At 48.9% G+C, this 24344-nt stretch carries 23 protein-coding genes, 1 pseudogene and 1 CRISPR repeat array; of the genes and pseudogenes, 6 read left to right on the forward strand and 18 right to left on the reverse strand.

Annotated features, from left to right (window positions below):
- Positions 1-57 precede the first annotated feature (57 nt).
- Entirely contained in the window at positions 58-276 is a 219-nt protein-coding gene (locus tag DESYODRAFT_RS17960; RefSeq protein WP_007785266.1) for a hypothetical protein, read from the forward strand.
- Positions 277-583: 307 nt separating this feature from the next.
- A CRISPR array of direct repeats spans positions 584-946; the repeat unit is 33 nt; unit sequence GTTTCAATCCACGCTCCCATGTAGGGAGCGACC.
- A gap of 416 nt (positions 947-1362) precedes the next feature.
- On the opposite strand, the gene DESYODRAFT_RS17965 is transcribed toward DESYODRAFT_RS17960, so the two are convergent.
- From DESYODRAFT_RS17965 to DESYODRAFT_RS17975, 4 genes are all read right to left on the reverse strand, one after another.
- Entirely contained in the window at positions 1363-1599 is a 237-nt protein-coding gene (locus DESYODRAFT_RS17965) for a hypothetical protein (RefSeq protein WP_007785268.1), read from the reverse strand.
- A gap of 247 nt (positions 1600-1846) precedes the next feature.
- Positions 1847-2449 (reverse strand): TetR/AcrR family transcriptional regulator, encoded by a 603-nt coding sequence (locus DESYODRAFT_RS26710; protein WP_007785270.1) that lies wholly within the window; start codon positions 2447-2449, stop codon positions 1847-1849.
- A gap of 41 nt (positions 2450-2490) precedes the next feature.
- Complete coding sequence (locus DESYODRAFT_RS29805) at positions 2491-3072, reverse strand: MATE family efflux transporter (RefSeq protein ID WP_345788194.1); 582 nt, start codon at positions 3070-3072, stop codon at positions 2491-2493.
- The gene (locus DESYODRAFT_RS17975; RefSeq protein ID WP_345788195.1) at positions 2991-4004 is read right to left on the reverse strand and encodes an MATE family efflux transporter; all 1014 of its coding nucleotides are present in this window, start codon (positions 4002-4004) and stop codon (positions 2991-2993) included. Before DESYODRAFT_RS17975 ends, DESYODRAFT_RS29805 begins: the two co-directional genes overlap by 82 nt.
- Before the next feature lie 318 nt (positions 4005-4322).
- Here DESYODRAFT_RS17975 and DESYODRAFT_RS17980 point away from each other — a divergent pair, with 318 nt between their 5' ends.
- Entirely contained in the window at positions 4323-4835 is a 513-nt protein-coding gene (locus DESYODRAFT_RS17980; protein ID WP_242833483.1) for a lyase family protein, read from the forward strand.
- A gap of 30 nt (positions 4836-4865) precedes the next feature.
- Here DESYODRAFT_RS17980 and DESYODRAFT_RS17985 read toward each other — a convergent pair whose 3' ends face one another.
- Complete coding sequence (locus tag DESYODRAFT_RS17985) at positions 4866-5297, reverse strand: hypothetical protein (protein ID WP_007785274.1); 432 nt, start codon at positions 5295-5297, stop codon at positions 4866-4868.
- A gap of 320 nt (positions 5298-5617) precedes the next feature.
- Here DESYODRAFT_RS17985 and DESYODRAFT_RS17990 point away from each other — a divergent pair, with 320 nt between their 5' ends.
- Positions 5618-6913 (forward strand): hypothetical protein, encoded by a 1296-nt coding sequence (locus tag DESYODRAFT_RS17990; RefSeq protein WP_007785276.1) that lies wholly within the window; start codon positions 5618-5620, stop codon positions 6911-6913.
- A 14-nt stretch (positions 6914-6927) separates the two neighbouring features.
- On the opposite strand, the gene DESYODRAFT_RS17995 is transcribed toward DESYODRAFT_RS17990, so the two are convergent.
- The 13 genes from DESYODRAFT_RS17995 to DESYODRAFT_RS29810 form a co-directional block, all read right to left on the reverse strand.
- Positions 6928-8331: a DUF4179 domain-containing protein gene (locus tag DESYODRAFT_RS17995; RefSeq protein ID WP_007785278.1), complete on the reverse strand. Its 1404-nt coding sequence runs from the start codon at positions 8329-8331 to the stop codon at positions 6928-6930.
- Positions 8331-8891: a sigma-70 family RNA polymerase sigma factor gene (locus DESYODRAFT_RS18000; RefSeq protein ID WP_007785280.1), complete on the reverse strand. Its 561-nt coding sequence runs from the start codon at positions 8889-8891 to the stop codon at positions 8331-8333. The genes DESYODRAFT_RS17995 and DESYODRAFT_RS18000 overlap by 1 nt, the downstream gene beginning before the upstream one ends.
- A 558-nt stretch (positions 8892-9449) precedes the next feature.
- Positions 9450-9674: a hypothetical protein gene (locus DESYODRAFT_RS18010; protein WP_007785284.1), complete on the reverse strand. Its 225-nt coding sequence runs from the start codon at positions 9672-9674 to the stop codon at positions 9450-9452.
- 7 nt (positions 9675-9681) lie between these two features.
- Complete coding sequence (locus DESYODRAFT_RS18015; protein WP_007785286.1) at positions 9682-11367, reverse strand: Cif family virulence factor; 1686 nt, start codon at positions 11365-11367, stop codon at positions 9682-9684.
- A 151-nt stretch (positions 11368-11518) separates the two neighbouring features.
- Positions 11519-13072, reverse strand: a complete 1554-nt coding sequence (locus DESYODRAFT_RS18020) for a TolB-like translocation protein (RefSeq protein ID WP_007785288.1) — start codon at positions 13070-13072, stop codon at positions 11519-11521.
- Positions 13073-13367: 295 nt separating this feature from the next.
- Positions 13368-14738 carry an aldehyde dehydrogenase gene (locus DESYODRAFT_RS18025; RefSeq protein ID WP_007785289.1) on the reverse strand — a complete coding sequence of 457 codons (1371 nt, stop codon included), beginning with the start codon at positions 14736-14738 and terminating at the stop codon, positions 13368-13370.
- 2 nt (positions 14739-14740) lie between these two features.
- Positions 14741-15958: an iron-containing alcohol dehydrogenase gene (locus DESYODRAFT_RS18030; RefSeq protein ID WP_007785291.1), complete on the reverse strand. Its 1218-nt coding sequence runs from the start codon at positions 15956-15958 to the stop codon at positions 14741-14743.
- 101 nt (positions 15959-16059) lie between these two features.
- Positions 16060-16635 carry a TetR/AcrR family transcriptional regulator gene (locus DESYODRAFT_RS18035; RefSeq protein ID WP_007785293.1) on the reverse strand — a complete coding sequence of 192 codons (576 nt, stop codon included), beginning with the start codon at positions 16633-16635 and terminating at the stop codon, positions 16060-16062.
- A 211-nt stretch (positions 16636-16846) separates the two neighbouring features.
- Complete coding sequence (locus DESYODRAFT_RS18040) at positions 16847-17026, reverse strand: hypothetical protein (RefSeq protein WP_007785296.1); 180 nt, start codon at positions 17024-17026, stop codon at positions 16847-16849.
- A 16-nt stretch (positions 17027-17042) separates the two neighbouring features.
- Positions 17043-17879 (reverse strand): DUF6544 family protein, encoded by an 837-nt coding sequence (locus tag DESYODRAFT_RS18045; RefSeq protein WP_007785297.1) that lies wholly within the window; start codon positions 17877-17879, stop codon positions 17043-17045.
- Between the two features lie 4 nt (positions 17880-17883).
- Entirely contained in the window at positions 17884-18345 is a 462-nt protein-coding gene (locus DESYODRAFT_RS18050) for a MarR family winged helix-turn-helix transcriptional regulator (RefSeq protein ID WP_007785298.1), read from the reverse strand.
- 253 nt (positions 18346-18598) lie between these two features.
- Positions 18599-19045, reverse strand: coding sequence for a hypothetical protein (locus tag DESYODRAFT_RS18055; protein WP_007785299.1), 447 nt, complete (start codon positions 19043-19045; stop codon positions 18599-18601).
- Between the two features lie 18 nt (positions 19046-19063).
- The gene (locus DESYODRAFT_RS29810) at positions 19064-19309 is read right to left on the reverse strand and encodes a DUF3102 domain-containing protein (protein WP_157137209.1); all 246 of its coding nucleotides are present in this window, start codon (positions 19307-19309) and stop codon (positions 19064-19066) included.
- A gap of 205 nt (positions 19310-19514) precedes the next feature.
- On the opposite strand from DESYODRAFT_RS29810, the pseudogene DESYODRAFT_RS29995 reads away from it, so the two are divergent.
- The 3 genes and pseudogenes from DESYODRAFT_RS29995 to DESYODRAFT_RS18080 form a co-directional block, all read left to right on the forward strand.
- Positions 19515-19757, forward strand: a pseudogene (locus tag DESYODRAFT_RS29995) (DUF2922 domain-containing protein); the annotation flags it as partial.
- 513 nt (positions 19758-20270) lie between these two features.
- Positions 20271-21920 carry a sigma-54-dependent Fis family transcriptional regulator gene (locus tag DESYODRAFT_RS18070; RefSeq protein WP_007785301.1) on the forward strand — a complete coding sequence of 550 codons (1650 nt, stop codon included), beginning with the start codon at positions 20271-20273 and terminating at the stop codon, positions 21918-21920.
- 354 nt (positions 21921-22274) lie between these two features.
- A complete protein-coding gene (locus tag DESYODRAFT_RS18080) occupies positions 22275-24323 on the forward strand; it encodes an anaerobic carbon-monoxide dehydrogenase catalytic subunit (protein ID WP_007785302.1) in 2049 nt (682 codons plus the stop codon).
- Positions 24324-24344 lie beyond the last annotated feature (21 nt).

Genomic DNA, 24344 nt, shown 5'->3' on the forward strand with positions numbered 1-24344 from the left:
AAGCTCTAATATGTCTTGTTAGACTAGTTGCACACTAACGCAAAGGGAGAGAATAAAATGGATACTGCGAAAGCCAAAAAAGCTCTGATAAAGCTTGCCAAGCAGAAGGGTGTAAGCGAAGAGGCCCTACGCCATGAAATCAAACTTGCCATAACGGAAGCCCTTAAAAGTCCTGAGCCACAGGCACAAACGTTTTGGAAATCCATCCCCCACAAGGGAGAACAGCCAACGCCGGAGGAAGTCATTGCGTACATAGCGGATACAGTAAAGGATTAATGCAATAAACATCTGACAGAGTTGGCCCGAAATGCTTTTAAGCAAAGGTATTTAAATCTTGAAAGAAGTCCATCTCAAACCTTAGATGAAAGAGGGGGCAGATCACAGGCGGTCATTATAAAGGCCTGTTCCAAAATCTCAAACCTTTGCGATTTTAGAACAGGCCCAGCCATATAGAATTTATAAATCCGCCAGCATTTCTTCCTTGTCCGGCGTCTCAATAGTTAAAAGCGGAGTATTTTCATGACCCTAACGGGCACGACAAATATTACTTCATAAACTTCTTAAGCAGAGACAACGGGTACCTATTTCAATCCACGCTCCCATGTAGGGAGCGACGCTGCACTTACAACGGCTACACAGGCCGAAGCCGTTTCAATCCACGCTCCCATGTAGGGAGCGACCTCTGCGCTTATACCAGTCTCACGGCTCACTCGCTGTTTCAATCCACGCTCCCATGTAGGGAGCGACCCTCCGAATTCAACTAACTCCTCAAACCCCTTACAGTTTCAATCCACGCTCCCATGTAGGGAGCGACCTTAGCTTTGAGTTATTGTCAATTGCCCAGCTGCGTTTCAATCCACGCTCCCATGTAGGGAGCGACCCGGCGGTTACCGGATTAGATGCCCCATGAAAGGTTTCAATCCACGCTCCCATGTAGGGAGCGACAGCAAAAGTCAGGAAAAACTATTGTTCAAAGAACAACTCCATCCCACATCCTTCCATATTACACTAAAACCGCCAACTTCACTCTCACATTTCTACATGTTTCAACAAATTTACTTACGTCTCGCGGTGCGAACCTCCCAGGGATTTTATGTACGCTATAGGTTCGCACTAAATAATCTGCACATCCTCAACATCAAAAAAATCTTGACAATAATGTACTAGACCTTATTTTGACAAATAAAACCGCAGATTATCTCTCTTCATTACTTCCATCAGAATCTAAAGTCAGAGAAATCCTGCCCGGTGCAGAAATCCCGCATAAAGGTCCAGCCCAACGTTTTCTAAAGCCGCCGCAATATCATGGACCAAAAAGAGTATAACAAGGGGAGAAAGCCTTTAAAAGCCCTGTCCTGGGGTTTATGGATTCAGGTTCAATTCCTTCACTCTTTGCAGATAAGCAAAAACCCTGCGCAGCCAATCTTCCTTAAGACCAAAGGTTCGGCTCCACTGGGAAATCAGGTCCGGATCGGGAAAACCAGGATTTTCATTGGACAGCTCTTTGCGCTTGGCAAGGAGGGAGCAGATCTCTTCGTCCAGAGGAGCCAACCCCTGGCAGTAATAATCCGTAGGTGGGTGAAAGGGCATAGCTTTCATGCACTCAACCTTCTTTCCAGTTGTTTATGAATCCTACTCCAGTTACTTCCACCATTATCGTCTTTTTCCTGCCTTACTGATTTTTTATGCCTTAACTATCTTCTTATCCACCGGCTAAACGTGGCAGCCGGCACAAACATGTCCCCATACGCGCCAACGTGTCGCGTATGGGGACAAACCCGATTTCAAATGATTATAACCGAAGAGCCGGTAACTGTGATTTTAATCAAGGTTACCGGCTCTGCTATTAGGCCTTAACAGCAATCTCCCGCTCATATAGTTTGCGGCCCTCATCAGTAAGCAGAGGAATAACCATTCCCCAGACGCATTCCTTAAGTTCAACCTTTTCCGGAAAAGACTCTGCTTCCAGCTTGCTAAGCTCGGACCAGTACATTGTGACCATTCGCAAGGCTTTGCATAAATGATCATACTGGTGAGGATAGTCTTCCTTTTTGATCAGTCCGGCCAAGCTAAGATTTTGGAAAGTCCTTTGCCAAAGAATCTTATTTTCTCTCAGCATTCTGATTTGTATTTCATTAATTTTGGCACTGACTTGAGCCAACTGAGTACGATGACCGAAATAAAAGGCAAGCTGCTCCTGGAGCTCCTGAATGTGAACGATGAGCTCAGCCAGCTCCCCAAGGGTTTGAGGGGCTGGTCTGGGCTTATACTCTTTTTGCATGTCCAGGACAATGGCTTCAATAAGCTCTTCTTTGCGTTTAAAATAATAAGTCACATTCCCTACACTAATCCGGAGGGACTCTGCTATATCCCGCATACTGACACCGTTGTAGCCCTTTTCCGCAAACAGTCTCCGGGCCAGGTTCAAAATTTCCTGTTTTCTATTCACTTCAGCTGCTCCTCCCTTCGATCACCCGGCCTTAAGTTTCCTTAAGCTTCCCCCGGCTTCTCACCGGACCGGAAAGATTTCATTGCTTTCAGCTCCCGGCTGATAAATGACAGGGACACGATGACAGCCAGGGAATCGGCGATAGGTCCCGCAAAAATTGCTCCTTCAATGCCAAACCAGAGAGGCAGAATAATCAGAAGAGGCAATAAAAATAGTCCTTGACGGGTGAGGGCCAGAAAAATTCCCTGTTTGGCCTTCCCTGTGGCGACAAAAAAGTTGGAAGTTAAAGGCTGAATACCGCTGATAAACATCATCAGCATAAAAATACGCATATATTGGGATGCAAAGGTAAAGTAAGTCTCACTCCCCTCTCCGAATATCCCCACAATCTGTCGGGGAAAAAGCTGGAAGCAGAAAAAGAAAAACACTGAAGCGCCCACGATGCCCGCCGCGGCTTTCATATAGGCTTCTCTGACCCGGGGATAATTCTTTGCTCCATAATTAAAACTGATAATCGGCTGAGTTCCCTGGGCAATGCCGATTACAAAGGCAAGGACGACAAAATTGACCTTTGAGATAACTCCAATGACGGCCAGAGGCAGTTCACTGCCATATTCAGACAAGCACCGTAATGGGTAAACGTATTATTCATGGTTATTTGGACCAGCATCATAATAAAATGGTTTAAAAAACCGGCGGCCCCCAGGGTGACAATACCCTTGACATAGCTCAGCCTGGGCAGCCAATTCCCCTTGACGGGATTGCCGGCTTTGAATTTTGTCAGGTAAACAACGGTTAAAACAAAGGACAGGATCTGCCCTAAAACAGTAGCCAAAGCCGACCCGGCAATTCCCCATTGCAAAACCAGCACAAAAAGCGCATTCAAGGGAATATTCAGGATGGCACCGGAAGACAGGGTTATCATGGCAAAGGTTGGGCTGCCGTCGGCGCGTATTATGGCGGAGCAGGCCGTTGCAAAAAGAAGAAAAGGCATACCAAGGGCCGTAATCCCCAGATAAGTTGCCGCCAAGGGCAGGATTTGCGGCGTCGCCCCAAAAAGAATCAGCAAAGGTTTCAGGAATAAAAGGGTCGCCCCGGTTATAACCAAGCCCAAAATCAGCATCAGGCTGATACCGTTGCCCACGTATCTGAGAGCATCCTGCTTTTTATCGGCTCCTAAATTCAAGTTGAAATTGGTCGCAGTGCCCAGGCCGATCATCAGGGCACAAGCGGACAGGAAGGTTGTAACGGGAAAGGCAATATTGGTGGCCGCGTTACCAAGCATACCCACCACATGACCGATAAAAATCTGATCCGTTATGTTATATATGGCATTAATCAAGGTATTTATAATTGCAGGAATTGAAAATTGCACAATCAATTTTACCACAGGAACCGTGCCTAGGGGATTACCCAGCGGTGAATTCCCCGGCCCTTTAGTGCCCGGGCCTGCCGGAATTCCTCCGGGGCCCTGCCCAGGGACATCGGGTGGTCGATCCTCAAGACCCTCAGCCCTTGAATTCTTATCCTTCCGACTTGGATTTTTACGTTCCATAACCGCTCCCTCCTTATTTCTTTGACCGAATAATTTAGAGATTTGTGCCGATCAGATATTAGTACATTTGTACTAATGTTGCCAGAAATTTTTTTGCCTTAACTATTTTCTTATCCGCCGGCTAAACATGGCAACCCGGCACAAACATGTCCCCATACGCGCCACGTGTCGCGTATGGGGACAAACCCAATTCACCATTTTTAACTAGACTGTAACCTCCTGAAAAATCAATTTATTCACTATTTACTGAGGTTGATACGACGAGGGGAGAAGCTAGACTGCCCTCCTATGTATTGCAGATTTCCGTAATGGCTGGGAATGAATGATGCGTGGTTACCGGCGGCGAAAAAACTTGTCGATGAAGTTGCTGAGATGGCAGAAGAATTAAAAGATGTTCCAATGTTATCCCATACTCATGGACAGCCGGCCTCGCCAACTACTATTGGGAAGGAACTGGCAATATTTGTTTATAGATGGAACCGACAACTAAAGCTAATTCGTTCACTTGAGTATCTTGGTAAATTTAATGGCGCTGTAGGTAATTTCAATGCTCATAAAATCGCGTATCCCAATGTTAAATGGGAGAAAGCAGCCAAGGGATTTGTCAGCGGTTTGGGCCTGGAGTATAACCCCATGACTACACAGATTGAGTCTCATGATTATATGTCTGAATGTTTCCATGCCATCAGTCGTTTTAACAATATTGTTTTAGATTTTGACAGGCAGGTCAACCGTCTTGAATATCCTTATCATGACAATAAAAATGGTCCCGGACCGCTTGCTGCAAGCCCAAAACCACAGAACTTCCGCCTTATTTTATTAGTTTCCTGATTTCCTCTTCAGCCAGCCCTGTAGCATTCATCACTTTAGCCCAACATTCAGCTTTGCTAATTGTTTCTCTTGTCGAAAAGACTTTTTAGCCAAATAGCTAACGTCCTCGGCAATCTCATCTAATTTTTCATCCGTAATTCTTGACTCAAGTTGCAGCTCCTCAATCTTTGTCCCAAAGGTGGTATGAGCATCTTTATTATCGTTGTTTACCTGATCCTGGCTGACTCTAAAATCGTGTAGGGCACTGATCTGTTTATCAAACTTATCTTCCAAACGAACTATGTCACTTTTTAACGCTTGTATGTCACCCTTTAATTCAGTCCTTAACCCTTGCATTTCACCTTTTAATTCAGTCCTTAGCTCTTGCATGTCACCCTTTAACTCAGTCCTTAACCCTTGCATTTCCTTAAACATTTTAGCAAACTGATCTGCCATAAACTCTTGAAATTTATCGTTTTCCATCTGGCTTTTCCCTCCCCTCTCATAATATTAGCCTGGGAGCCGGCAAGTCAACCGTCCAAATACGATAATACAGAAAATATTTATTCCCTTACTTGAAGTAAGCGTTTCAATGATTCTGCCAATACTAAGCCAAATATTGAGGCGGTTAAAAAGTTAGAGATAACTGTATAAGTGTGCATATGTGCTAATTGTGCCTTAAGTTTAATGTGACAGCTTTTGTCTCTTATAGTAAACTATTCACAATCAGATACAAGGCGACTCTGGCAACTGCGCGAATATGGGGCGTTTTCATTTGAAATAAACGCCATCAAGGAGGAGCAATGAGTATAACTGCGGTAAAAAAATGGAGTGGCATAAAAAATACGAAAAACAAAGTATGGTGTACATCCTTGCTGATTGCCATGCTGCTGTCCGGCTGCGTACCCTCGGTTCCGTCCGTTGATAAGGCGGAAAATACGCCTCCGTCTTCCGAAATGTCTGCCGTTTCAACGCCGGCGGATACACAGCCCGCCGGTAATGCGGAAAAGCTCCGGGCTGGGACAGCACCGGCTAAAACGGAGCCGGCAGACCCGGTTATACTGAAATACTACAACTATTTTGTGGAGCACCACACCTTGGTGGACAACAGAATATTTACTGTCAACGAAAATACACTGCAGGACGATATAATATACTTTGCCTTTATGAACACCGAGCCGGCGGACGGAAAGCCGGCCAATATCCGCACGAAGAAGCAGATAGATGATGTCTTGATGAAGTACTTCGGGATAAAACCCAAACGATACAGCACGGGGATCTCCGGTGCGGCGTCAAACGGAGATGTACAGCTTGGCAGTGTGATTGAGGACGTGGTACGAGTGCACCGGCTGCTTTTAAAGCAGCTTACCGATAACGGCGATGGCAGCTGCAGCGCGGTTTTTAAACTGTACCAAATCCCAACAGACGGCGCGCGGCCCGATTTTGACCGCAGAATTCTTGAAAGGGACCCTGAAATGGAGACGTACCATAGGCTGGACGTGAAGACGACCTTCACCGGGGTCCCGGAGGGAGGGTCGTATTATTTAAAGTTCAGCGAATTTACGCTGATACCCCGTGAAGGACCCTTTGCCCCGCCGCCCCAAGAGACGGATTACTCAAAAAAGGTGAGCCCCGCTGAACTAAAATCCTTTCACGGGCTTTCCATCGGCATGACCCTGGACGAAGCCAAAAAACTGCTTAATCTGCCTGAAAGCGCCTATGAGTACCATGAAGACAGCTATGCCGATTACACCCTCGTCAATGCAGACGGCTGGAGCTATACATTCCGCACCCCTTCCAAGGAAAAGAGCGATGACAAAAGCCAATATCTCATGAGCATCAACATCCGCGAATTTCCCGATGTGATTTTCCGCGGCATCAAGCTGGGCGATGCTTATGCAGACGTGATTAAAAAGTTCCCGTCAGGCAAAGAAGAGGGTCAGTTACTTGGCTCGCCGGACAGCTATTTTACCCGCGACTACGGATTTGCCTCCACCCTGCACGCTGTGGATATTTTTACCGGCGATATGCATATTTTCATGCTGTTCGGGATGTACGACACGCTGGCTTGGGCGGATATCTACTCCAGCGATTCCTGAACCGGCAGGAATCCCTATTTCTGAAGCTCGATCTTAATTTTTAAATCCTCCATAAAATCGATCGTGGCAAACTGAGATGTGCCGACACTGTACCCTTGGCTTAAATCCAGGGCCGGAAATACCATGGTAAAGTCATTCGGGTGATTTTCATCCCTTCTGATATCATATCGTTGGGGATGGATATATTCCCCAGCGGCATTTTTTAAATATAAGTTGGTTGCCTGAAAATAAGGCGCTTTGCCTTCAGCCGTATAACGAAGCACAGTTTCCCCCTTCGCGGTAGTGATATTTTTAATGATTAATTTCCCCATCTTCCCCTGAGAAAGCTCCAACGGATAATTGCCGTCAATTGCTTTAAGACTTTCGGCGGGATTCTCTGAGTTGGCACTGTCGCCGCTGACAACCGGAAACCTGCAGGGAACGATGGTAAGGGAACGGGGAAGGTTTTTTACGGCCTGAAATTTAGCTGTTCCCTGGAAATCCTTGCCGTAAGGAGCGTTATTACCGCCGAAAGTGCCGCCTCCCGAGGAGAGCTCTATTCCCTGGTCATCAAAAACAAACCACCAGTAAACTACCCTATCCATGGCTTTGGTTACGGCGTCTTGGTCTTTGTAGTTGCCGCTGAAGTGAATCGTACTGTCGATCGGTGTCAACACCACCTGATCTACCGTCACCAGGCCTTCCGGTAAATCCACTTGTTGATTGGTCTTAAATACCCTGGTCTTCCGGACCAGTTCCGTTTTGGCCACCGTGAAGGAAAAATCCCAATGACCTTTGACGCCCATAAACTCATCTACATTTAAATCAATTTTCAATATATCCGCAGCCGACGGAGAATGATAAGTTATACTAGCAACGCCGACGTAGGTTGTTTCGTCAAGATATTCTCCGGAAAAGCCGCCTCCTTGGGGCGAACTGCCGTTAATCCTTAAATCTCCCATTATCATGGCCCCGGCCAGCTGTAAATCCTCAATTTGGCCGCTGCTTTTGACGGTATACCCTAAAACCAGGGTAGAATCGTCAGCCAAAGCTTCATTAATGGTCAAGGTTATGCCCTGATCGGTGACACTCTTATCCACCAGTTGAGAATAGGGAATATACTCTTGGTAGGTTCCGAATTTATCATTAAAGATCTTAAAAATTGAATTGATGACCGGAATATTCCTGGCTACAGCCGGTGACACCGTCCCGGCGCTTATCAATATCACCAGCAATACGGCGGCAGCGATTAAACTTCTTTTTGCCTTCTGCAGATAGTTTTTATTCCTGATTTCTTTCTGAACATTTTTCCTGACCTTGTCCTTAAGGCTTTTCGGCATTTCATCGGTCACCGGCTCCCCTTCGCTCTGATCAAACCTGACTTCATTCAACAGCCGGTAGATATCCTTTTCTTCCAGATAAAATTTCAAGTGTTCCATCAGAGCCTCTCCCCCTTCGCGACCAGTTTTTCCTTTAAAAACTTCCGGCCTCTGGAAAGCCTTTGATCCACGACATTTCTGTCCACAGAAAATGTTCTGGCGATGTTTTCGATGTCTTCGGCAAGAAAGTAACGCCGGATAAAAATCTCCCTGTCCTGGTCATTCATATCCCGGATAGCCGCCAAAAGCTCTTTCCTGGTTTCTTTGGATACCAGAATATTTTCCGGCGTAAGCTCCGCCGATAATTCCCTGTCCGTAGCCCATTCTACAGAGTCCCGCTTACTTAGCTTCCGCCGATAATCAATGGCTTTATATTTGGAGACGGCAGCAATCCAGCTTTTGAAGTTGCCTTTACTCTCGTCAAAACTTGCCATGTTGTTCCACACAGACAGGAAAACATCGTTCAGACATTCTTCAACATCAGAGTCGCCGAAGCCGGCCTGAAGCACCTTGCGTACAATACTGTAAACCAGATTCCCGTAGGTCTCCATGACAAATTCCAATGCTCTTCTGTTCTTCTTTTGCAATTGGGCTACAAAATTGGTATCATTGATCTCCATCTTTCCGCCACCTTCATCCATTCCTTGAGAAGCTTATCACCAGCTAATACGAAACAATTTGGACTTTCTGACATAAATATCGAATATTTCGCCTAAATTCCTGCGGATTTCTGCCTGAGGATGATTGTTCAATAATCTGATCTGAACAATGTCAAAAGCCCGTTCCCGTTCCGGCCGGTCGGCTGGAGATTGCCGTATTTTTCCGTCATACTGCTAAGGCTGTTGCTCTTTAAGGACTTACGTGAATATTACGGCTCAATTCGCTCTGGATTATTCATTACGACCAAAGTTATAAACTGACCTCCCATTAATACTAATTTTAATATTTGAATTCAAAATATCCATATTTTGTGACCAAGACAAAAGCAGCCTTTCAGACTTACTCTGTGAGGTTTCTCCGACCACGACATTGGCAAGAAGCAAATTTATTGAATAAATATCAATCCACACTCCCAAGTAGGGAGTGGCTATCTCAAAGTCCTCTTCCAATATCCTCATCCTGACAATAAAAATGGTCTTGGACTGCTTAATGCAGCCCAAGACCACAGGCCTTCCGTCTTAATTCATTAATTTCCTGATTTCCTCCTCAGCCAATCCTGTAGCCTTGATCATGTCTACATCCATACCCAGCCCCAGCAAATTCTCTGCCACTTCCAGTTTGCCCTTTTCCATGCCTTCCTCCATGCCCTTTTTTATACCCTTCTCCATACCTTCTGTAGGAAGATACAGGCTTATTCCGCTGATAAAGCCTGCTCCCCGTAACAGCCGCAGGCTATGGCGCACAACGTGTTTACATCCCCGTTTCCGCATCCGTCACTTCGTCAACCTTGGTGATTTTCCAGCTTCCATCCTCTTGGAGCAAAGAAAATACTACAGCATAAACCGCGGCGGAATCGCCGTCAGCGCGGAGGATCTTCTCCTGAACCCTGATGTCGGCCGTAGCTGTGCCCCCGTTAACCAGCACAATGGGATCATCAAAAACCACGGCATACTCTTTGACGCCTAGGGGGCTCCAGACCTGGAACCCGCGCCGCCAGTCATTAATCCCGTCCCCGTTCCGGCCGGTCGGCTGGAGCTCGCCGTATTTTTCCGTCATACTGCTAAGACTGTTGCTCTTTAAGGCCTGGCCATAGGTTGTGTAATAGTCCCGGACAACGGCCATGATTTGCGCTTCGGCACTGTCGGCAGCCGATTGGGGCAAGTTGTCCGGATCAATGTTTAGGACCGCATCCTCCTGCCTGATCCCCAGCCTGGTTATTTTTAAATCCGTGCCCTCGGGGAAATCGGCTTCGCCCGGTGAGGGTGTGCCGGTGTTTAAGACCAGCTCCTGATCCTGGCCGGCCGGCCCCGGCAAACTGTCTCCCCATACGGGATTGGGCCTCCTGTAATTATCGCGCTTCTGATAGAACCCGGCGTCAATGGCGCCGTCCACCAGGTTGCCTGCCCGGTCCAGGATGCGGTAACTTAGGATCCAGCACCCTTTGTCTTTGCCGCGTTTTAGAGACTTCAGCTCGATAGTGTGGTTATGGACCGGCACTTTCCGGTTGATCTCCAGTTGATCCGTGATCCCGTCTAAAAGGATGATTGCGTCGACGTTATAATCGCTGTAAAGATCAGTCAGTTTGAGCTGGAGCGTACCGGCCGTTGCTCTGTCGAAGTAAGCATGGCCGACACAGGCCTTTCCGTTCAGGGACCTTGTGTAAGAGAGAGCGGAAGCAAAAGGATAAGGCAAATGCGGCTCCAAATTTTGACCGCCTGCAGACAGGAATAAAATCTGCGGATAGCTTTGCTGATAAGAACCGGATAACCAGCCGTGTTCGACTCCATCGTAGTCACCCGCAGCCGTCAGCCGATAGTGCAGTCCGGTTTCACTGAGCCCATTCTCCAAGGACTTGATTTCCAGACGATACCCTTTCTCCTCCAAGGCCGCAAGGTCAAGGTATTCACTGAAGTACTTGGCGTCGGCCAGGTGAAACGGGATATCATTTAAGATTAGGTTGATATTCCCGCCATAACCCACCGGACCGCCGAAAAATTCCAGGCGTAAAGCGGCGGGAGCTTTGGCCAGGGCGTCAAAGGTCAGCAGCGCCTTACCGTCCGGCAGTTTTTGGGTAAAATCGCAGCGCCCCAGGTCCTGGTCCTGATCCCCAAAGAGATCCACGGTGAGAGAATCCATAAATCCTTGAGCTTCTCCGGCGACGGCGGCAACCAGAAAGGTGTGGGTTTTATCCAGCAATATTTTTTCGATGGTCACTTGCGCCCCCTTGCAGTCCACCGACCGTTTGACCGCGCTAAACTGCCCTTCCTGTTCAGCCAGGGCAAACCTGTCGGCTTTCTCCTTTGGCTGAATCTGAAGGGGCTGGGCCGAACAACCGACCGTTAAAGGCAAAAAAGTCATAAGTAAACAGAGAAAGAGCATCCTTCCTCCAGCAGCCTTTTTTCCCGGCCGCGTTATAGACCGGACAATTGCGTTCATATTCATCCTCCCCTTGGCTATTCGACTCCGAGTCTCTATTTCCGCCGGGCCGAATCTAAGACAATATATCCAAACAATAACACTATGCTTGCTTTTCGTTATCCTCTTGTCGGCTTCAATGGTAACTTACCTCCATTCAAGGCCCATAGGTTCATTTTGAGAACCAGGCAAAATTATCGTGCCAAACATAACCGTAATAACCGAACAGGTCTTTACTCCAATCCGGGAAAGGGCCAATAATCTTTTGCGGTTTTTCACTATCGACTTCAACCAGCCATAAGGAATTGTCCCGGACGTATAGAATGGCCGTTCCATCGTTGCTCCAGGACGGCTGATAAATACCGCCGCCAGCCGCTTTAAGCGGATGGGCACCGGAACCGTCACTGTTCTCCAGCCACAGCGTCCGGGTAGCAACCCAGTCCTCCAGTTGACCGGGTTCACTGAATCCTCCCATCTCCCGGCCGAGGTTTTGGGCGGCAACAAAGGCGATCTGCTTTCCGTCCGGGGACAGAGCCGGGTCCACGGCCACGCTGCCTGCAGGATTGGGCAGGATTTTGGTATTTCCTGTTTCCAGCTCACACACAGCCAGGTTTTTCTCCGACCAATTAGAGCGTCCGCCGCCGGCAACCATCAATAGCCGGCCATCCGGGAAAAAAGAAAGCCAGGGCCGGTATCCCAGCCCGCAAGGCAGAACTTGCGGCTGGGATTCTCCCCATCTCAGGCTATGTAATTCCAAGCCGTCCGCCGCCAGCGAAGCCGAGTAGGCAGGGTCGGGCCAGTACAGCATCCCTTGGACATCAGGCCGCCAGGCGGCGAAGAGAGTCCCGGTCCCGGCGGGCATTTCCAACTGCCCGGTCGTTGTCAAGCGGCCGGTATCGAGATTATAGGAATAAAAGATCATCCGGCGCTCTCCGGAAATCTTGTCCTTTTGAGACAGTGTCGGTTCGCTGTAGCAAGCCAGAGATTTCCCGTCCGGGGACCAGCCGCTGAGACCGGAAAATTTTTCCGTTCCAGGGACCTGATACGGTTCTCCCTTGGCGGGAACCAGCCAGATTTCACCCTGACCTTGTACCGCTAAGATGCTTCCGGCCGGCGACCAGGAAATCCTCGCCGGCACAATGGGCAGTTCCGGCAAACCCTGGATCACGCGGCTTTCCCGGCCATCCCGGCTGACCAGCCAAAGCTTGCCCTCGTCCATATTCGCACTGCCGGCGGATGCCGCTCCCCGCTCCCCATCGCCTTGCGGCATGGCGAAAAGCATGTTTTTCGCCATTGACGTCAAAAAGGCAATCCATTGGCCATCGGCAGACCAGGTTGGATAAAAGGCTTGACCGGAATCAGACAGTTGTTTCACTTCACCGCTGCCGCCGTAAAGTACGTAGAGTATCCCTCGCCAGATAAAAGCCAGATCCCCCCGGTTTTTAAAAGCGGCTCCGTTGAGATTCATCCCGGCCCCAGCGGCCGTTCCGCCGGCGAAGCGGTCCGCCGTTTGCTTCCAGATATGACCGCCGTCCGTTGTTTTCCACAGGTTCCCCTCAATAATGGCCCATCCTGTACTGGCGGAAACATTGAGATCCTGGCCTCCTGTCGTACCGGATTCTGCCGGAGCACAGCCGGTCAGCACTGCCAATCCGCTCAGCAAGAAAACAACAAGAATCATCCCTCCGCAAAGTTTTCTGAATCTATGGTTGATTTTGTAAGGCATGGCAAATCCCTCTTTACTTTTAGTCCTTATTGATGGTAAAAATTGCTTTTGTTAATCATAACAAGTTTTATGATCCGGTGCTTTACAAAAAATTTAAATAAAGTTACGAAAAAATTACGCTGGACAGGTAAGCATGGAACAAATAGTGCTATCTAAAAAAGTTGGTCCTGATTTTCAATCGTGAAAATCAGGACCAACTTAGGTTCTTACCAAAATTCTTCACCTGCTGCTTCTTTGATGTATTAACATGGACACTGGGCAAGGTCTACCATACGCAGACGGGCTTTGACAATTATTACTTCATAAATTTCTTGAGCAGAGACAAATGATTTTTAAAAGGCGGATAGCGGAGAGGAACATCCAGCCTATTGGATTTTTTCATAATGCTTTTCAAGTGTGAAAAGGTGTCATAACTTCCTTTACCGTGATATTGCCCCATGCCGCTCTCTCCCACACCTCCGAAGCGCAGATTAGGGTTGGCCAGGTGGATGATGGTATCGTTTATGCAACCACCGCCAAAGGAGGACCTGCGAATTGCCTGAGTCTCATTTTCCTTACTTCGGGTAAACAAGTAGAAGGCCAGAGGTTTGGGATGCTGATTGACCTGAGAAAGCGCGGCATCGAGACTTTCAAATTCTAAAACAGGGAGCAGCGGTCCAAAGATTTCTTCCTGCATCACCGCGCTTTCCCAGGTTACATTATCCAGAATTGTCGGCGCAATCTGCCTTGTTTTCTCTTCAAATTGTCCGCCCTCGACAACCCGTCCGCTTTTAAGCAATCCTAAAAGCCGCTCGAAGTGTTTCTGATTAATAATCTTGGGATAATCCTCATTGGTTAGAGGATTGTTTCCATAAAACTTAGCAATGTATTTTTTCATCTCCCTGATGAGCTTTTCTTTTATACTCCCATGAACAAGCAGGTAATCCGGGGCAACACAAGTCTGTCCGGCATTCAGAAATTTTCCCCATACAATTCGTTTGGCCGCCAATTCAAGATCGGCAGTGTTATCAACAATACAGGGACTTTTCCCACCTAACTCCAGCGTCACCGGAGTCAGGTGCCTGGCAGCGGATTCCATCACTGTTTTCCCTACGGCAGTACTGCCGGTAAAGAAAATATAATCAAATTTTTCTTTGAGCAGGGACTGGTTGGCTTCTCTGCCGCCGCGCACAACTGCCACAAAAGACTCGGCGAAGATTTCTTTGCTTATCCTTTCAATAATTTCCGAGGTGTTGGCCGAATACTCCGATGGCTTAAGAACCGTGCAGTTTCCCGCCGCTATTGCGCCGACCAGGGGGGCCAGGGTCAGTTGAAAGGGATAATTCCAGGGTGATATGATTAAAACCGATCCATAGGGCTCTGTATAGAGATAGCTGGAAGAGGGAAAGTGCACCAAGGGAGTCCTCACACGCTTGGGCTTAACCCAGCTTGAGATATGCTTAAGGGTATAGTTGATTTCTTCCAGCACCATGCCGACTTCTGTGGCATAGGCTTCAAAGGGCGCTTTATTCAGATCATTTTTCAAAGCAGCCATAATTTCCTCTTCATGGCTTTTTATGGCTTCCCGCAGTTTATTCAGCATAGCAACCCGAAACTGAAGATCCTTGGTTTTTCCGGTCTCGAAAAAAGCTCTTTGTTTTTCCAGCGTTTCTTTAATATCCAACATTTTTAAATCTCCTCCTTGTTGGCTGCGCTGATCCGCTGCAGGATGCTGCTCAGGTCATTCTTAGACAAAAGCTTGGGTACGGGATAAAGAGGAGTAGCCTCTTTCCAGGCATGCTCTACCAGCAAAGGAATATCCCGGTCAACAATTTTGTCAATGGTTTGTGGAATATTCATTTTTTGGCTCAGCTCCTTGATGGCTGCTATGAACATAATTGCTTTTTTCTCATGGGTATCCCCAAGTGAACCAATTGCCAGGACATCGGCTAATTCGGCCAGCCGTCCATGGACCGCTTCCCCATAGTATTCCAGGACATAAGGAAGTATGACGGCATTGGCCAATCCATGGGGGACTCCGTAAAACCCACCCAAAGCATGGGCCAGAGCATGAATATATCCCACATAGGCGCGGGTAAAAGCCACTCCGGCATAATAGGATGCCTTCAGCATATTCTCCCGGGCTTTTACGTTCCCGCCCTGAGAATAGGCCACATAGAGATTAGCAAAAATTAAGCGCACTGCTTTCCTGCTAAATTCCTTGGTTTCCTTTGTATTGCTTCGGCCGATATAGGCTTCCACGGCATGGGTAAGGGCATCCAAGCCTGTTGTCGAAGTGATGTTCTTCGGCAAACCGACAGTAAGCAGCGGGTCGAGGACGGCATAGCGGGGTATAAGTGCCGTATCATTAACCGGATATTTTTCACGGGTTCGGGGATCTGAAACGACAGCGACAATAGTGGCTTCACTTCCCGTCCCGGCTGTGGTGGGAATAGCAAACAGCGGGGGGAGTTTCTTCCTTACTTTGAGTACTCCCTTCATTTGCGAGATACTCTTACGGGGATTGGCAACTCTGGCTCCGACACCTTTGGCACAGTCCATAGGAGAACCACCGCCAAAGGCCACAATACCATCGCACTGATTTTCCTGATACAATTTGAGGGCTTCTTCAATATTATCAATCGTAGGATTGGGGACTGTCTTATCATAGACAATATACCTAACCCCTACCCGGGTGAGGTCCTTAAGAAAACCGTTCATCAGTCCTAATGAAAAAATTCCCTGATCTGTGACAACCAGAACCTTATTAATGCTTTTGCTCTGTATTAACTCAGGCAGCTTGCTTAAACTGTTTTCCCCTTCCAACAATATGGGTTTACGCCAGGGAAGGAAATAAGATGCTAATTGTAAAGACCTCTGATACAATCTGCAATACAACCTTTTCATTTTGATCGTCTCACTTTCTTTTACAATTTCCGTATCTTATCAGTCGGTCGGCTGACCTACTACGAAAACAATTTCCAGCCTTAGATATAGGCTGTTAAAAACTATTCAGCACTTACCAGCAGCTTGACAATCTCTTCAACGGGAATAGCCTCAGTTCCAAACAGCTTTTGAATAATCAGCCCGTCAAGGGCAGCCAGGATTAAGTAGGAAAGCACTTCGTTCTTATTGTTCTGAGATGGTAAAACCTTATCTAAACCATATCTCAAAGTTTTTCTCCACTCTTTATACTGTTCTTTAAATTTTTCTTTCAGAGCAGTATTGGTTGTTCCTGCGTCGCTAAAAAGATAAAGGTGAAGTTTTCCCCTCGTTTCAGCCGCCAATATTTGTTCAAATACTGTTTTCAAGATTTGTTCAGGAGCCGCCTTTGTATTGGCATCGTCAATCCAGGCCAGCAGACCGTCCGTAATTTGTTTTAAGTTATGGTTTGCGATGTCATAGATAATGTCTTCTTTGGCTGAGTAATAGTAATACAATGTCCCTTTGCTGATCCCAGCTTCCTGGGCAATGTCTTTAAGGCTGGTTTGTTTGACACCTTTTTCAATCATTAATCCACTTGCTACGGTGAGAATATGCTGGCGCATGTCTACTAGTTGTTCTGTATTTTCTTTCAAACCCATTAAATTGAAAGCCTCCTCATCAGTCGGCTGACCGACCGGTTAATTGTAATTTATCAGATTATTCTCAAAACGTCAATGGGAACCTAAGTGCATTTTCCATACTGAATTGCTCCCCCATTCCAGTGATAAAGCCTTCTGCAACACACTGAAAAAACCTCTCAGCTGTGGGCGTTGAGAGGTCATGGCAGAATAACCGCCTCTGTCTCCTATGCTACTGCCGCAGTTTTTGCGTCACTGCTCCCAGTATCACGCCGATACCTGCACCAATTCCTAACCATAGAACCAGATTGTTCAGCAAAGCCCCCAGGAAAATCCCCACTGCTGCGCAGAGTCCGATAGCTGTCCCCAAATTCCAGTAAGCCGCTATAGGGTACTTTTTATTTTTTGGCATCTGCATTCCCCCTCGACTATTGGTAGCGGATGGCAACCGGCGCTTCATTTTGATTAAAGTAAACGCAGTCTCCTTGCTGGTAGTGCCAGACGGACTGAATGACCCCCGGCTGCAAAATCCCGTTCACCGGATGATACTCCCGGAAAAAAGCGGACCAATCGGCTTGAGTTTCCCGGCCCTTCATATCAATCGCCGCTCTGTCCTTTGTGCGGAAGGCAATCAATTCTCCTGTTGCCGCGAAGGTAAAAACCCCGCTTGCCGACAGGCCTTTCCAGGTAACCACCGCTTTTGCGCAGGTATCATCCATCGGCTCCCATTTTATACACTCCTGCAGCGCCGCATTGGGAACCATCAGACACTCGGCAAGCCAGGTCACCAGACAGGCGCGGTCCATGCTTTCCCCCCGCTGGTCAAATAAGGGGATAACTTTCCCCAGCCTCCCCTTCATACCTCCCTTGCCCTGTTCGTAAGAATCAAGCCCCTCAAAAGGGATTCCTGACAGAGAAGAGGAAATCAGCGCCAACCGTTCCGGCCGCTGGGCAAGATTGAACTGTTTATAGTCAATTTTTATCTGTTTGCTCTCGGACATCACAAAATCCACATTGTCAAGAGAAGCCTTCATATAGGTCATTTTAGGCGTTCCCAGATACCCGCAGCAGCGAAAATAGCGCTGGACAGGTGTTGGCAGTCCCTCAATGTCCGCCTCAGTGAACACGCCGGAAGCACCTGCCTCTGATTTGATTTTTTCAGCAACGCGGCGCTCAAAATCCGCTTTAACCGGAGAAAAAGGCAAGCGCCAGAACACCGCAACTCCCACAAGCAGAGAAAATACCGTTAAAATCCCAATCCACATCGTCCTATACTTCCTTCCTCGCATCTTTACGCCCCATCTCACCTACGTTCTTTTCAAGCTTTCCGATCATAGCCGATAAATGCAACAGTTCCCGGGAATCAAAGCCCTGAAACACTTCCTCAAGAAAACGAAGTTCCATTTCCTCGCGCTGCTGCAAATGCCTTCTGCTCGCCTCAGTCAAGCTGATGCGCAGCATTCTGGCATCCTCCCCATCCCTCTCCAGCAGAACAAAGCCTTGTTTTTCAAGAAGGGCTGCCATTTTCTTCACATTCTGCCGCGAGCTCCCGATGCGCGCGGCGACTTCGGAAAGCGTGGGTGCGGTGCTTTCACATCTTAGGACGCCGGCCAGAAGAAGCCATTGCTTGACTGTCAGCCGGGGGTCCATTTTATCGCCAAGAATTTGCAGCTTGTTGGCGAGTGTGAATATAGTGCCGAAAACATAGGCCTTTTCTTCAATATCCTTCATCAATAGTCCTCCCATAAAAGCTGTATAGGTTTGCGGACTGCCCAGCCTCTCTCTGATTTTCCTGCACTTCCGGAGAAAAAACTGCCTTTGTGGCCTTTTTAAAAAATGAGTAACCGGTTACTTAATATTATGCGTAACCGGTTACCTATTGTCAAGGGTGCCCTATACATCATGCGATTTCAATCCACGCTCCAAATCATATTCCCATTTATACTTATCCATAAAATCAGATGGAAAGCTATTATAAGAAGGATCAGGGGGCCTGATAATAATCTCCCAACTCTGTTAAGCGATTGGGGGATATTGACAGGCTGTTCTTGTTCCGTAATATTTGAATGCGGTCAGACCAAATATAAAGTTTCCAAAAGGTCCTTCTTCGTTCGTTGTTGTAAAAAGCTGCTTCCTCCGTAAGATAGGGCTTCAGGTTACGGAAGTCCAAGTAATAAACTTGATTACCTTCTACCCGAAAAGCAAGTATCGAATGGTCAGCCTTGTCCAACATAGACACTTGAACAGTGGTTAGGTCAGTACGTCCGCATCTCCTCGGATATAATTTAGACTGTGGCGTACAAATAATCACAGTACTTCCATCGTTTAAAATGCCGTTAAAAAATATCAGACTCCTTGGAACTTGGTAAAGGTCAGTTTTCAGATAATCTTCTAATTCTTTTACGACCTTTTCTTTTAACGGAATACTCATATAACCACCCCTAATGTCCTATCTATTATTGGCATACACCCGCCGACTCACAGCCTCGCCCTCCTTGTCAGCCTCCAGTTTCCCCTGCAACGTCTTGATGCTTGACTTCTGTTTTCTCAACTCGTCGCGCTCAGAGGCTATTTTAAATAACTTACGTTCCCCGGGAACTCCCAGGAGGATAATTACCTGGGTGTAGTTCAAATTCGGAATCGATTCCGAATTTGAATTGTCCCGGTGGCCGGCAGACAAAGCAGATTTGAACAACCTTACCCTAGCCTATGTGTTCAAGCCCTCACTTGTGACAAAAATAATGGCAAGACCGCACAGCGCATAGGCACTTTGCGTTCCTGCCATTATTTGTAACCAGTCCCCCTAGACAAGGGTAACCCTTGCCGGACAAGGTGCATAAGATAACAAGATAGACCAATGCTTGGCCGGTCAAGAACCAGCATAAGGGAGATTTACTCTTACGCTGCCGGCACCACGGGAAGATCTGACCGCCGCGGAAACTGAGGCCGCTATGGAACTGATTATCAAAAATATGTTTCTCACCACCAGCGGTAAGTTGATCGGCAAACGAGATATTACAATCACGGATTCAACAACAACGGCTCTCTATGATCCCGCCCCTGTATTAAAGCCCGCCAGACGGGAAATGCCCCGCCTGCCGATGGCGGTTGATTTTTTCGGCCCAAGGGCTGCACTTGGATAAAATCTGCCCGCCTCTTTGAAAAGCATGAGGCCAAACCGCCCGCCTCTGGCCATAGTAATTCAAATTCGGAATCGATTCCGAATTTGAGCCGAAAACAAGCGATGGTCCTCCGAAGAGCAGTGAATTTCTCCACCTTTTGATTTATTGGCAAATTTCTTTTCATCAGCGCTCTCTGGCAAATAGCATAATCAGGATGGGATAGAAGGCTGACCCAGGGTACTCGGCCCTAATCCAAAAATACACTTGCCCAGACAATCACCTGACAATTCAAAGGCACTTCTCAATGAGTAGGCAGGAAAATATTAACTTTAACAGAATATATTATATAGTCACATTACATCCTGAAGAGCAGCTCAGCTTTTTTGCAGTTTATCCACCCCAAGCTTCAGCTCCCCCCTTAGTTTTCAGCCAATCAAATTTATTCCTCTTTTCCCTGCACTGTACCTAATGCTTACTCAGCTTATAAACTCTCCTCCCGAAAATCAGTGAAACCTTCAGCTTTGGAGGTGCCCTATGACGCAAAACAACTTTAATTTAGATTTCACAAGTTTTCAGCACTTGCTTCTGGAGATGGCCCAACAGCGTTCGGTGGATGAATTGCTGCGATTGGTCACTTCCTCTCTGGCTTCCACCCCTAATGTAGCCCTGGCCAGAGTCTGGATGATCGCCCCGGGGGATATTTGCAGCACCTGCACTGAATACGCAGCCTGCCGGGACCAAAGCCGCTGCCTCCACCTGACGGCCAGCCGCGGGCGCTCTCTGGACAATACCACGGCCTGGAACACCATCGAGCACGGTGCCTTCAGACGCTTCCCCATGGGAGTGCGCAAGGTTGGCCGCATTGCTTCATCAGGCCAGCCCGGCAACATCTCGGCCATCAGCGGCAGCTCCGACTGGATAGCCGATAAGACCTGGGTGAAAAAAGAACGCATCACCAGCTTCGTCGGCCAGCCCTTAATTTGCAAAGATGAAGTCCTGGGCGTTCTGGCCATGTTTACGCGCATCCCTTTAGACCAGGAAGCCCTGGGACTTATGCGCATGATCGCCGATCATTTGGCTTATGCCCTGGCCAATGCCCGGGCCTTTGCGGAGATCAAACGCCTGCAAAGACAAATTGAGAATGAAAACGCTTACCTGCGGGCGGAAGTCAACACCGCTCAGTCTTTCAGCGGCATCATCGGTCAAAGCAAGGCCCTCCGGGAAATCTTACGCCAGATCCTTCTGGTTGCGCCCATCGACACCAGTGTGCTGATCAGCGGGGAATCGGGCACAGGCAAAGAGCTCATCGCCAGGGAAATCCACGCCGGAAGCAAGCGGGCCGGGCATCCGATGATCAAAGTTAATTGTGCCGCTATCCCTAAGAATCTTTTCGAAAGTGAGTTCTTCGGACATACCCGGGGTGCTTTCACCGGAGCCCACAAAGACCGGGAGGGGTTTTTTCAGATCGCCGACCGCGGAACCCTCTTCCTGGACGAGGTCAGCGAGATCCCCCTGGAACTGCAGGGCAAGCTTCTGCGCGTCCTGCAGGAAGGTGAATACCAGCGGGTAGGCGAGGAAAAAGTCCGCAAAGTTGACGTGCGCATCATTTCCGCCACCAACCGGGACCTGGGGCGGGAAGTGGCGGCAGGGCGCTTTCGTGAAGATCTTTACTACCGCCTTAATGTCTTTCCCTTCCTTCTCCCTCCTCTTCGTGACCGCAAAGAGGACATTCCCCTTTTGGTCAGCCACTTTTTGGCTCTTATCTCGCGAAGACTGAACCGCCCGAAACCCGGCCTCACCCCCTGGGATATGGACGCCCTGACCCAATACGACTGGCCCGGCAATATCCGGGAACTGCAAAACGTCATTGAGCGGGCAGTGATTACGTCTCATTTGGGGAAGCTGGACTCGGGGATTTACGCCATAACCCATTCGGAAACCGGCACCGCCGCACCCGTCTCCGACAACCACAGCAAAGCTCCTGCGGGCAAGGGCATTATCTTAACTGACGCCGAAATACGTCAATTGGAAAAGGAAAATATGATCGAGGCCCTCAGGGTCTGCAACGGCAAGGTCTACGGACAGAGAAGCGCCAGCGAAAAACTGGGGCTCAAGCCGACCACTCTCCTTTCACGCCTGAAAAAGATGGGAATCACCTTTGAGCATTGGCACAACTGCAATTAGCTTCACACGCCCCACCCTGAAGCAAATCCGGCTCCAACATCCCCCGGCAGGCTCTCTTACCAGCGGAAGAATTTGACCCCTGCTCTGCCTGCCACTAAAACACGAGGACAACAACGAAATTCCGTTGCTAACAACGGAATTTTGTCGCTGTCCTCGTGTTTTTGCTGTTCCAGAAATCCCCTATCCCCTCTCATTGCTGGTATTTCCCCAGCCCATGACTCTGGCACAGCACTTGCAAAAGTACTTGTTCTAAAGACAAAGGGGATATCTTGATGCTGTGAAAATGCTGCCAGCCTGCCATTCAGATCCCCCCAGTTTCTAAACCGCACCTTTAAATTAGAGAGGAGTAACGACATGGAAGAGAAGAAACATTCCCATACCCATGAAGCTGATCAACACCATCACCACCATGACCACCTTGACCCTGACCATCACCACAATCATGACCACCATCACCACGATAACGATTTTACCGACTACATGAGCGCCGTCACAGAGTATCGCAAGTCCTTCGCCAGCAAAGCCGACGTCATGGCCCAGGCTCCCGATCCCGCAGTAAGGGAAATGGTGGCCTACATGGACAGTATCGGCAGCGAAAACTGTTTCGACCGTTTCGACAAGCAGAAACCTCACTGTGCCTTTGGCCTGGCCGGCGTCTGCTGCCGCATCTGCTCCCTGGGTCCATGTAAGATAACCGAGAAGTCTCCCCGGGGGACCTGCGGAGCCAATGCCGATCTCATTGTAGCCCGCAACCTGGCCCGGGCGGCAGCCGGAGGAGTGGCAGCCCATGGAGCGCGCGCCCGTGAAGTCATGTTAACCCTGAAAAAGGCCGCCTCGGGAGAGATCGAGCTCCCTATCCTGGGTCAGGACAAAGTGCTCGCCGTGGCCAACATGTACGGACTGGAAACCTCGGGCAAGACCGTCGCAGCCCTGGCCGGCGAAATTGCGGATATTTTGCTGGCAGATATGAGCCGTACGGTGCCCGGCCGGCATAGAACCCTCACTGCCGTGGCCTCGCCCGAACGTCAGCAGGTCTGGGAGGAGCTTGGCATCACTCCCATCAGCTCCTATCACGAAGTTTTTGAAACCCTGCACGCTACCACCGTGGCAACTCAAGGGGACTGGCGCAAAATGATGGATCAGTTCCTGCGCTTAGGCATTACCTTTTCCATGAACAGCGTGGTGGGCGGTTCCATCGCCAGCGACTGTCTCTTCGGCATTCCCAAGCGGAGTACCGTCAAGGCCAACGTCGGGGCCCTGAAAAAAGACTTTGTTAATATCGCCATTCACGGTCACGCCCCCATGCTTGCCACAGAAGTGATCAAAACGGCCCGAACGGACAAATTCGTCACTATGGCCCGGGAGGCCGGAGCTCAGGGCATCCAGTTTTACGGAATTTGCTGTTCCGGCCTGTCAACCATGTACCGCCTGGGTGGGGTCATTCCCCTCTCCAACGCCAACGGCGCCGAGCTGGTCGTGGCCACAGGCGCCCTGGATCTTTGGCTGGCCGACATCCAGGAAGTTTTCCCCGGGATCATGGATGTGGCCAACTGCTTTAAAACAGTGGTGGTCACCACCAACGAATCCAACCGCCTGCCGGGAGCGGAACATATCGGCTACAAGCGGGATCTCTCCGACCTGGACCGCCTGCCGGAATTAGCCGACAGAATTGTAACCCGCGCCATCACAAGCTTCAAAAACCGGCTGGACGTGAAGAGACATATCCCTCCCTACGAAGTGGAAGCGGAAGTGGGATTCGGTCCGGAGTACCTCAGCGAGTATTATGGCGGCAGCCTCCAGCCCATTGCCGGCGCTCTTAAGGAAGGCCGGATTCTCGGCATCATCAACTTAGCCGGCTGCACAAACACCCGCATCGTCTTTGAAAAGGCCATTGTGGATATTGCCGACATCCTGCTGAAGAATAACATCCTTATCTTTGCCAACGGCTGTGCCTCCTTTCCCATGGCCAAGCTCGGCTACTGCTCGGTCAAGGGACAGGATAAATGCGGAAGCAGTCTGCAGGAATTTCTCGGTTCAGATATGCCCCCGGTCTGGCATTTCGGCGAGTGCATTGATAACGCCCATGCCGTTGGCACCTTCGCTGCCCTGGCCGGCCTGCTCGGCCATCCCCTCAAAGATTTGCCCTTTGCCGAAGTAACTCCGGAATGGTCCAACGAGAAAGGCGTGGGAGCGGCCCTGGCTTTCCGCATGCTGGGCTTCGATTCCTACCACTGTGTCCATGCTCCGGTACAAGGCTCGAAAAAGGTCAGGGATTTCCTTTACGGGGGCACAAGAGAACTGCTGGGCTCCTGCATGAACGTTGACCCGGACCCGGAAAAAGTCGCTCAGATGATCATCTCCGACTTTAAGGCCGCCAGAAAAAAACTGAACTGGGACCTTTAGACCTCTCATTACCCGCCAAAT

The sequence above is a fragment of the Desulfosporosinus youngiae DSM 17734 genome (genome assembly GCF_000244895.1).
GTDB lineage: Bacteria > Bacillota > Desulfitobacteriia > Desulfitobacteriales > Desulfitobacteriaceae > Desulfosporosinus > Desulfosporosinus youngiae.

What these genes read in the sequence shown, in the direction of transcription:
- DESYODRAFT_RS18070 (WP_007785301.1), top strand. Translation starts at nt 20,271, where the DNA reads ATGACGCAAAACAACTTTAATTTAGATTTCACAAGTTTTCAGCACTTG.
- DESYODRAFT_RS18050 (WP_007785298.1), bottom strand. Translation starts at nt 18,345, where the DNA reads ATGAAGGATATTGAAGAAAAGGCCTATGTTTTCGGCACTATATTCACA.
- DESYODRAFT_RS18015 (WP_007785286.1), bottom strand. Translation starts at nt 11,367, where the DNA reads ATGAACGCAATTGTCCGGTCTATAACGCGGCCGGGAAAAAAGGCTGCT.
- DESYODRAFT_RS17975 (WP_345788195.1), bottom strand. Translation starts at nt 4,004, where the DNA reads ATGGAACGTAAAAATCCAAGTCGGAAGGATAAGAATTCAAGGGCTGAG.
- DESYODRAFT_RS17980 (WP_242833483.1), top strand. Translation starts at nt 4,323, where the DNA reads ATGAATGATGCGTGGTTACCGGCGGCGAAAAAACTTGTCGATGAAGTT.
- DESYODRAFT_RS17965 (WP_007785268.1), bottom strand. Translation starts at nt 1,599, where the DNA reads ATGAAAGCTATGCCCTTTCACCCACCTACGGATTATTACTGCCAGGGG.
- DESYODRAFT_RS17960 (WP_007785266.1), top strand. Translation starts at nt 58, where the DNA reads ATGGATACTGCGAAAGCCAAAAAAGCTCTGATAAAGCTTGCCAAGCAG.
- DESYODRAFT_RS18025 (WP_007785289.1), bottom strand. Translation starts at nt 14,738, where the DNA reads ATGTTGGATATTAAAGAAACGCTGGAAAAACAAAGAGCTTTTTTCGAG.
- DESYODRAFT_RS17990 (WP_007785276.1), top strand. Translation starts at nt 5,618, where the DNA reads ATGAGTATAACTGCGGTAAAAAAATGGAGTGGCATAAAAAATACGAAA.
- DESYODRAFT_RS17985 (WP_007785274.1), bottom strand. Translation starts at nt 5,297, where the DNA reads ATGGAAAACGATAAATTTCAAGAGTTTATGGCAGATCAGTTTGCTAAA.
- DESYODRAFT_RS17995 (WP_007785278.1), bottom strand. Translation starts at nt 8,331, where the DNA reads ATGGAACACTTGAAATTTTATCTGGAAGAAAAGGATATCTACCGGCTG.
- DESYODRAFT_RS18020 (WP_007785288.1), bottom strand. Translation starts at nt 13,072, where the DNA reads ATGCCTTACAAAATCAACCATAGATTCAGAAAACTTTGCGGAGGGATG.
- DESYODRAFT_RS18080 (WP_007785302.1), top strand. Translation starts at nt 22,275, where the DNA reads ATGGAAGAGAAGAAACATTCCCATACCCATGAAGCTGATCAACACCAT.
- DESYODRAFT_RS18035 (WP_007785293.1), bottom strand. Translation starts at nt 16,635, where the DNA reads ATGGGTTTGAAAGAAAATACAGAACAACTAGTAGACATGCGCCAGCAT.
- DESYODRAFT_RS18045 (WP_007785297.1), bottom strand. Translation starts at nt 17,879, where the DNA reads ATGTGGATTGGGATTTTAACGGTATTTTCTCTGCTTGTGGGAGTTGCG.
- DESYODRAFT_RS18055 (WP_007785299.1), bottom strand. Translation starts at nt 19,045, where the DNA reads ATGAGTATTCCGTTAAAAGAAAAGGTCGTAAAAGAATTAGAAGATTAT.
- DESYODRAFT_RS18000 (WP_007785280.1), bottom strand. Translation starts at nt 8,891, where the DNA reads ATGGAGATCAATGATACCAATTTTGTAGCCCAATTGCAAAAGAAGAAC.
- DESYODRAFT_RS18030 (WP_007785291.1), bottom strand. Translation starts at nt 15,958, where the DNA reads ATGAAAAGGTTGTATTGCAGATTGTATCAGAGGTCTTTACAATTAGCA.
- DESYODRAFT_RS18040 (WP_007785296.1), bottom strand. Translation starts at nt 17,026, where the DNA reads ATGCCAAAAAATAAAAAGTACCCTATAGCGGCTTACTGGAATTTGGGG.